Genomic DNA, 8,558 nt, shown 5'->3' with positions numbered 1-8,558 from the left:
TGAAGAAGGTAAGTGTCTGCTTTCCAGCTGCCAAGATGAGGCAAGGCGTCCTGTTCAAGGTTTATACGCTCAAGAACAGCATTTTTTTCAGCTTTGTTTCCCCCATAAAGGCTTTTCAACAGCCAAGGCCATTGGATGAGCGCAAAGAATAGCTGGAACAGGGTTTCGCCCTTTGTGCGCGCGGTGCCTGTTTCCCGCGGCATCTTTTTGGCCAGCATGCCGGTCAGATTTTTGGTCGTCAACTTTCGTCACCTTCGTTATGGATAGCAGTCCAGTGAGCGAGGCAGCAGCCAGTTACCGAGCGTCATCTTAGGCAAACCCACCAATGTATGGCGCTCTGCACAGCAAGTCGTCCGACCCTCGATGATCAGGAGCAAATCTCTTCTCCCATGCTCGTCCCTCTAGGAGCTGGACTGGCGCCCTAAAAAGCCGAGAATTGCGGCAGAAAAGGCGTCGTTTGCATCGCCTGCGACCATATGCGTGGCATCGATAATGTCGGTATATTCAGCATGCGGTGCCAGTTCGCGCAGATGTTCGACAGCGCCTTCCGAGACAAGATCACTGGATCCGCCCCTGATCAGATGCAGCGGTAGCGTCAAATTAGCGGCAGCCTTGTATAATATATTCACTTGCTGCTCCTGATGCGCGGTGTCGCTCCCATGTGCAGCCACCATATTGCGAATAAATGCTGGATCCCAGTGCCAGTAATAGCGGCCATCCTCTTTCTGCCGGAGATAGTGCCGCAGGCCATCACCCGCTCTGCGCTTGCGACGATGTGGCATGTAGCGCGCAATGACTTGTGCAGCTTCTTCCGGAGACGAAAAGCCAGTCTCGACATGTTCTTGCATGAAGCTGACCACCCGCATCACGCCGCCCGGCTCGATACGCGGGGCTATATCTACAAGAGTGAGCGATGCGAAGCTGCCTGGGGCGAGGTCTCCTTCGGCTATCATTCCGGCAAGGCCGCCGAGGGAGGCACCTACCAGAGCCGGTTTGCGATCCATTCTTGATGCTACCGCGACGAGATCGGCCGCAAAGTCGCGCACGTCATACGCACCTGCGCTCGACCAGTCGCTGTCGCCATGCCCACGCATGTCTATAGCGATAGCGCGAACCCCCGCCTCGACCAGATCTTGCATTACCCGCTTCCAGGCGCGGCGAGTCTGCCCCGCCCCGTGGGCAAGCAAGACGGGCATCGCCCTGCATTCGCCCTTCACTTCAGCAGCCAGGCTGATACCAGCGGCTCCATCGATTGTGCAATTCTTCCCGGTCATCCACCAGTCTCGGTCTTGCAGGCCCGATTGAAGATAAACCCCTTAGTCCATTTTTGGCTTTGCCTTTGCGCCACTTCCGGACGTTGCATCCACTCACGCGCGAAGAATTGAGAGGGTCGTTCTATCGTCCTGACTTCGTGCTTCACAGAAGCTGATTGCGCGCCTGTGCATGAAGACGAAGGTCGGTCCTTTCCTGAGCGGTCGATCGCGATCATCTATTTCCGTTCCTCAGTCGTGGGACGGTAGTCAGGTAGTTTGGGAGATCCCACGCCTTCCCGGTCAATCTTCTTGGCCGCATCGCCCACGCGTCGAACTGGTTCGCGAACGGCACGGGCGGTTTCGGCGATTTGTTGCGCATCCCCTTCCAATTGCCTGATCCGGGGCCGTGCGTGTGAAATGGACAGGCCCAGAGACCGGGCTTTGCCTTCGGCATCATGCAAGGGCCGGACGAGGCTGTCGCGAAGACCGCCCCGCGATGCCTCGAGCCTCAGGCGAAGCCTCTCGGCGTCGTCTCCCGCCCGAGCCATTACATTCCCTAGAGAATGGATCCTGTCTTCCTGCAGGGCCTCCCCCGCGATTTGACTGACATCGCTTTTCCAGTTCCGCGTGCGCAGCGCGAGTTGGCCAAGACGTTCCTCGATGGATCGCTGACCGGCAGGGTCCAGCTTCTTTGAGATGCTCTCGGCACCTGACGATATCTTGGCGATCATCTCGCCTGGATTGAGGTCGCCGCTGAGGAGGCCGCCGGTCTTCACTGGTACAAGCGGGAATGGCTGTCCCGCTTGAACTGTAAGTGCCGGTTCACGCTTGTTGCTTCCCGCCAGGCTTATCTCTGCCGATCCATCGAAGAATGATTTATCGACCGACGCTGTCACGCCGCGATGGAGTAAGATGTCCTTGGTAAGGACGAACCGGACCACGACCGTATCCGGATTTGAAGGTTGGAGCCGGACCTGGGTTACTTTCCCAACGGGAACACCAAGAAGGTTGACGCCCGATCCGATTTGAACGCCGTCGACCGATTGTTTAAACTGCACCTCATACGTGGCCCCGTCAGCCTCACGTGACTGGATGAGCCACAGGGTGAACCCAATGACGGCGGTTATGAGCAGGCCGACAACAAGGCTCACCTTCAACCAGTTCGAACGCGTTTCCATGTGACCTAGAAATCCTGGAGCCGGTAGCGCGACAAATGAGCTTTTAATTTTCGCGAGATTTGGAACGTGATCACCGCCGCTTCACTCGTTCGCCAATTGCCAGGGCAATGGAAAGCACCGCCAGCAGCCCGGCGATGATCGGTTCCGAGGCGAAAAGGATTGCAGCACATATTCCCAATGCTGCGGGGTAGAGCTGGGGAGTGGCTCTGCTGTTGCGCTCATCGCCGCGCAATCGTTCAAGATCCCTGGGTGCGATACTGACGGTGATCGATCCGGTACGCGCAACTCTCTCGATCTGTCCCACCAGGCTCGGCGTTGACAAGGCGGCTCTTCCAAGCGCTGCAAACAGCTTGCCCGCTTCGCCACGCAATCGCGCCGGACTCGTTCGCTCGCGCATCAGTTCCTTTGCCAGCGGAGCCAGTTCTCGAGTGATGTCGAATGTCGGATCGATGCGCCGGACAAATCCCTCTGCCGTGAGCAGCGTCCGGAGCACCAGTGCCAGATCGGGCGGGAGCGCGAGATGAAAGTCGCGCAGTATCGCAAAGACGATTTGGAAAATGTCGGTAAGGTCAATTTGCTCGAGCAGAACATTGCTGAAACGGTTGATCAGTTCGGCCAGGGCCTCTTCCAGCCTGACACGGTCAACATCAGGGTCGCCCGCCCAAAGCAGCAGAATATCGACGACCCCGCCTGTGTCCTCCGCCGCGATCGCCAGGCCAAGACGTACCAATTCCTCCCGGCGTCGCGGCAGAAGCGTCCCCACCGCTCCGAAGTCGATAAGCCCCAGCGTTCCGTCCTCCAGGAAAAAGACGTTGCCGGGGTGGGGATCGGCGTGGAAATGACCATTGATGACGATCATGTGGAGGATCGCCTGCGCATAGGTGCTGGCGAGGCTAGTGAGATCAAGGTCGCTTTGCCGTGCCGCCTCCAGATTGCTTGCCGGAACGCCTCGAAACCGCTCCTGTATGTTGACACGCCTGCCGGACAACTCCCAGTCAAAGCGAGCCGTTCGCACGCCGAAAGCTTTGAGATACTCTCCGATCGTATCGCTGGCGCGAGCTTCCGCGCCAAGGTCCATTTCCCGATCGATACTTTCAGCGAAGTGGCGCAGCAGTTCGTCCGGCTTTAGTCGCGCGATCTCGGGGATGCGGCGCTCTGCGATCCGGGCGACGCGGCGCAGCAGCCGAAGGTCGGCGTCGACAATCCGCTCGATCCCGGGACGACGGACCTTGACGATAACGTCCCGGCCGTCGAGCAGCGTTGCTGCATGGACCTGAGCGATCGAGCCGGCCGCAATCGCTTCGTCTTCAAAGGAGGCGAAATAGCTTTCCACAGTTCCGCCGATCGCCTCTTCGATAAGTGGTCGCACGGTGGCGAACGGCAGCGGCGGAACCCGGTCCTGAAGTTTCGAAAGCGCATCGATCCAATCGGGCTCCAGCAGATCACTTCGCATTGCAAGAATCTGCCCGAACTTGACCGCTGCAGGACCGATATCTTGCAGCAGCGCAACGACTGCTTCTGGTCGAGCGCTGTCAAATGGTTCCTCACCACCCAGTCTGAGACCTAGCCGGGAGGCCATTCCCTTGAGGCCATGTCGCCCGAACAGAAGCAGGATTTGTGCGAACCGCTCCCGCTCCTTCAATGCGACCGCTTCAGGCCCGTCCATCAAATGAGGATCAGCCATCATTATGTGCCTTGAGCGTGGGGACCCGACCTTGGCGGAAGCCAGCTTGCGTTTCGAGTTGATCCACGACCTTGTCGAGGTGAAGGATCGCCCTATCCAATGCTTCCAGTTCTTCCGCGGTCAAGCTGCCGAAGGTCTTTGCCACAATGCCATCGTAGAGTGGCAGGGCCTGCTCCAGCATCGCCCTGCCTGCGTCCGTGATTTCCACGAGCTTTACACGGCGGTCCTCTTCAACGGGCGAGCGTGTGACCAGACCATTCTGCTCCAACCAGTCAATCGCCTGGGTTACCGTGCGCGGGGCCTGATCGAAGAAGCTTGCAATATCGGTTGAGCGGCTGGGTTGCTCGGCGAGATATACCAGCAGCTTAAGACGGGCCATCGATGCACCTTGGGACGCAAGGTGCGCGTCGATCAGCCGCCGCATTCTGTACCAGGTCCAGCCAAAGGCCGTCGCGAGCGCGCGCAAATGAACTTCCTGAGGTTCCATATGTTATGTCCTTGCTCAATCTTTGATGGCATGGCAAGAGGAGAGGATAAAGTTATGACTGCGACGAAGCTGGCACCTCTTGGCCCATGGCGTGCCATTGCTCGATCATCATCGTGAGACCCCAATGCTTGACCATGCCAAGGTTCAAGATATGCGCTGCGTGGCGTTGATGCCAGCAGGAGCCGAAATCGTCCGCTGCTCAATTCCCATGCTGCCAGTGCGATGATCGCGGCAGATTGGCATATTGACGAGGGTGGCGGCCCGACTCTGCATGTGAGCGGTGACTGGACTTCGCTTGCTTTGGGCGATGCGGCAGGGCGCCTGGGTGCCCAGTCGGCCGGGAGTCTAGACGTGCAGCGTCTCGATCTTTCTGCTCTGGGGCGGATCGACACTGCCGGTGCCCTCCTGCTTTTGCGGTCCATGGCTCCAGACGCCGATATAGACTTTGGCGAAAGAGAGGATTTGCAAAGGCTGATAGACCTTGTTCGACCTGCCCTTGAACAAGATACGGCCGGTAAGGCTGGCGTCACTGGTGTTCTGGGATTTTTCGAGCGCTTCGGCCGTCAGGTAATCGGGATCGCCGATGACGCCTACCAGATGCTGGTGTTCACTGGGCAGCTTATTGTGGCGCTCGGCCGTACCCTTGGCGATCCTCGCCGACTGCGCATGACGCCGCTTGTCGCGTTCATGCAGGACGCGGGCATTAATGGGCTTCCGATAGTTTTTATCATGACCTTCTTCATCGGCGCGGTCATTGCGCTCGTTGGCACCAACCTTTTGACAACGCTTGGCGTTGAGGTGTTCACGATCCAGTTGGTGGGCGTGGCCATCCTGCGCGAGTTCGGCGTGGTGATCACTGCCATCCTTCTGTCTGGACGTTCCGCATCTTCCTTTGCCGCTCAGATCGGTTCGATGCGGATGAACCAGGAAACCGATGCGATGCAGGTTATGGGCGTGGACCGTTTCGATGCGCTGGTAATCCCGCGCATATTAGCCGCGCTTCTCATGATGCCTCTTATGACCTTCTGCGCGGATATCGGCGGTCTTGCTGGCGGACTGTTGGTCAGTTGGGTGACGATTGATATCAGCCCGGTCTTCTTCATCCAGCGTACGCTCGAAACGGTGGACATTAAGCATTTCTGGATAGGCATGTGCAAAGCGCCGTTTCTGGCTCTGATCATCGCTGCTGCGGGCTGTCGGCATGGCCTTATGGTCGGCGGCGATGTCCAAAGCCTTGGTCAAAATGTGACATCCGCGGTCGTCCAGTCAATCTTCATGGTCATTATGTTCGATGCGATTTTCGCGGTGATCTTCATGGCGCTCGATCTGTGAGCGCGCCTCTGGAAACCGATGCCGAAGACGTGCCCATTCGCGTCAAAGGCCTGCGCACGGCTTTTGGCGATAAGGTCATCCATGAGGATCTCGGCCTTGAGGTCAAGCGCGGTGAGATATTGGGTGTGGTTGGCGGATCGGGTTCCGGTAAGTCGGTGCTGCTCAACACTATCCTGGGCCTCAAGCAGCCCGATGGCGGATCCGTCGAGATATTCGGGCAGGACATCCGCGATCCGCAAGCGCACAGTGAAGTCGAGCGTCGGATTGGGGTGATGTTCCAGCAAGGCGCATTATTCTCCTTTCTCACCGTACAGGAAAATGTCGAGGCGCCACTTCTGGAACATACGAAACTTACACATGGGTATGTGCACGATCTTGCAAGGCTGAAGATCAAGCTTGCTGGTTTGCCGGAAGATGCAGGCTGCTTGAAGCCTGCCGAGCTATCTGGCGGAATGCGCAAGCGCGCGGGGGTAGCCCGCGCAATCGCGCTGGATCCGGATATCCTCTTTCTCGACGAGCCGACTGCCGGCCTCGATCCAATTGCTGCAGCCGAATTCGATGATCTTATCAGAACATTGCGGGATGCTCTTGGCTTCACCGTGTTCATAATCACCCACGACCTCGATACTCTGTACGCGATTTGCGACCGCGTTGCGGTTGTCGCTGACAAGAAAATCGCCGCTGTTGCAACGATCAAAGAACTTGAACGGTCAGATCACCCGTGGATCCGGAGCTATCTTCTGGGACCGCGAGGCCGTGCCGCCAAAAAAGAGAAAGAAAGCTGATGGAACGCCATGCCAACTATGCTCTGGTAGGCGCCGCCTCCATCGCGTTGCTTATCGCCACGCTTGTTTTTGTTGTCTGGCTCGGCGGTTCGGCCAAAGGAAGTGATTCTTACCAGATCGTGTTTCATGGGCCGGTCAGAGGCTTAAGCGTTGGAGGCGAAGTGCAGTTCAACGGTATCAAGGTCGGGGAAATCGGCGGAATCCGCCTCGACCAACGCGACCCCAACCGTGTTATCACGGATATCGAACTGACGCGCGGGACACCGGTCCGCGAAGATTCGGTCGCATCCTCTGAAAGTCAGGGCATCTCCGGGGTCAGCATCGTTCAAATCAGCGCGGGCACGCCGAGCAAGCCCCTGCTCAAGACCAATGATCACGGTAAGCGGCCTGTCATCCCCAGCAAGCCCAACGCTATGTCTTCATTGCTGCAAGGCGGCGGGCAGGTGGTGGCAAGCGCGACCGAGGCACTGAGCCGTGTGAACAAGGTCCTTTCTGACCGTAATATCGCCAACATCGGCGGTGCCATTCGCGATGTCCGAATGACTACGGCGGAACTGGCGGCCAATCGGACCATGTTCGCCCATGCCGGTTCCGCGCTCGCCAAACTGGATCGGGCGGCTGACGATATTCAGGGCGCGGCCTCGTCCGTTCGGCAGATTGCCGATGGCGATGGCAAGCGCGCCTTCGCCGATATCTCCCAGGCGGCAAACGAGCTCAAATCGGCAGTTCATGAGGCTCGCGGCGTGATCGCCAAACTCGACACGCAAAGCGCCGATATCGGCACGACCACGATCCCTAATATCAATGCGACCATGCTGACCTTGCAAGAAACAGCTGAATCGCTGGACGGGCTAATTCGCGGGATCCGACAAAGTCCCCGCGAAGCTCTGGCCAAAAGCCGGGGTGCTGAACTGGAGTTGCCTAAGTGACATTATCAACCAGGAATCGGACTTTTGCACTTCTGTCGAGCGCCTTGCTGCTGGGTAGCTGTGGAAACCTGCTAGGCGGCGGCGAGCGCGCTGACCTTTTCAGGTTTGGCGTGGTTGACCCCACGCCCGTCACCGGGATGCAGGGTGCGCTCCCGACTCGCTCTGTATCTCTGCTTCGCCCCCGGTTCTCGCAGGAGGTGGAGGGCGATCGCATGCTCACCACGCGGGGGGAGCGTGCGCTCTACCTCAAGGGCGTTCGTTGGGTGGCGCCGGTCCCCGATCTTTTCACCCAGGCGCTGATGCGTCAATATGCGGCGCGGGCACCTGACGTGCGCCTGACGGGCGTGAGAAACGCCACCGGGGCATCGCATGCGCTGCAGATTGATATGGAGCGATTCGAAGCACGGTATGCCCTAGATGGGGGTGAAAAAGCACCGCCCACTGTCATTATCGAAGGCGATGCAACCCTGTTTGATCTTTCTGATCGTCGTCCCGTCGAGGCCAAGCGCTTCTTGGTGCAGGAGCCAGCTTCCGCAAATACCACAAGTGGGATAGTCGCCGCTTTCGATCGTGCAGTAGCTCGCTCAACCACAGAATTGACGGATTGGTCTGCGGATACAGCGCGGAAGCATTCCACAGAGCGCGCGCTAGATACATCCAAGGATCGGATGGATCGCAAGCAGGAGATAAATTGATCATGAGCCTGTCGCCGATCTCAGCAACTTTCGGGCGCAATTGCATGTACAAAATCGCCATGCGCCGGATACCTTCGTAGGTATCTACGAGTTTTGTTTTTATTTGAAGGACCGACCCGATCGGAGAAGAATTAAGTAAGATAGTGTAATATCGGGTTCCATATTTTAATAAGCGATAGCATATAGACCATGTGATAAGTCAAATCTCGCAATTC

Annotated in this window: 8 protein-coding genes and 1 pseudogene; 4 read left to right on the top strand and 5 right to left on the bottom strand. The window is 57.8% G+C overall.

The genetic code is table 11. The features are described from left to right. The 5 genes and pseudogenes from SxD43FB_RS22485 to SxD43FB_RS22465 all read right to left on the bottom strand — a co-directional run. Positions 1 to 242, bottom strand: a pseudogene (locus SxD43FB_RS22485) (class I SAM-dependent methyltransferase); the annotation flags it as partial. Positions 243 to 401: 159 nt separating this feature from the next. Continuing rightward, positions 402 to 1,274, bottom strand: a complete 873-nt coding sequence (locus SxD43FB_RS22480; protein WP_096064027.1) for an alpha/beta hydrolase — start codon at positions 1,272 to 1,274, stop codon at positions 402 to 404. A gap of 215 nt (positions 1,275 to 1,489) precedes the next feature. Next, positions 1,490 to 2,431, bottom strand: a complete 942-nt coding sequence (locus tag SxD43FB_RS22475) for an MlaD family protein (RefSeq protein ID WP_096064026.1) — start codon at positions 2,429 to 2,431, stop codon at positions 1,490 to 1,492. A gap of 70 nt (positions 2,432 to 2,501) precedes the next feature. Continuing rightward, entirely contained in the window at positions 2,502 to 4,115 is a 1,614-nt protein-coding gene (locus SxD43FB_RS22470) for an AarF/UbiB family protein (protein ID WP_096064025.1), read from the bottom strand. Beyond that, positions 4,108 to 4,581 carry a MarR family transcriptional regulator gene (locus tag SxD43FB_RS22465; protein ID WP_176482898.1) on the bottom strand — a complete coding sequence of 158 codons (474 nt, stop codon included), beginning with the start codon at positions 4,579 to 4,581 and terminating at the stop codon, positions 4,108 to 4,110. Before SxD43FB_RS22465 ends, SxD43FB_RS22470 begins: the two co-directional genes overlap by 8 nt. A gap of 243 nt (positions 4,582 to 4,824) precedes the next feature. Between SxD43FB_RS22465 and SxD43FB_RS22460 the strand changes: the two genes are divergently transcribed. The 4 genes from SxD43FB_RS22460 to SxD43FB_RS22445 are packed head-to-tail and all read left to right on the top strand — an operon-like array spanning position 4,825 to position 8,343. After that, entirely contained in the window at positions 4,825 to 5,934 is a 1,110-nt protein-coding gene (locus SxD43FB_RS22460) for an ABC transporter permease (protein ID WP_024020668.1), read from the top strand. Continuing rightward, positions 5,931 to 6,719, top strand: a complete 789-nt coding sequence (locus SxD43FB_RS22455; RefSeq protein WP_096064024.1) for an ATP-binding cassette domain-containing protein — start codon at positions 5,931 to 5,933, stop codon at positions 6,717 to 6,719. Before SxD43FB_RS22460 ends, SxD43FB_RS22455 begins: the two co-directional genes overlap by 4 nt. Further along, positions 6,719 to 7,648 (top strand): MlaD family protein, encoded by a 930-nt coding sequence (locus SxD43FB_RS22450; RefSeq protein WP_096064023.1) that lies wholly within the window; start codon positions 6,719 to 6,721, stop codon positions 7,646 to 7,648. The genes SxD43FB_RS22455 and SxD43FB_RS22450 overlap by 1 nt, the downstream gene beginning before the upstream one ends. Beyond that, positions 7,645 to 8,343, top strand: a complete 699-nt coding sequence (locus tag SxD43FB_RS22445) for an ABC-type transport auxiliary lipoprotein family protein (RefSeq protein WP_141249609.1) — start codon at positions 7,645 to 7,647, stop codon at positions 8,341 to 8,343. Before SxD43FB_RS22450 ends, SxD43FB_RS22445 begins: the two co-directional genes overlap by 4 nt. Positions 8,344 to 8,558 lie beyond the last annotated feature (215 nt).

The organism is Sphingobium sp. D43FB, from assembly GCF_002312805.1.
Lineage (GTDB): Bacteria > Pseudomonadota > Alphaproteobacteria > Sphingomonadales > Sphingomonadaceae > Sphingobium.
This window is presented reverse-complemented; position numbering and strand designations above follow the sequence as displayed.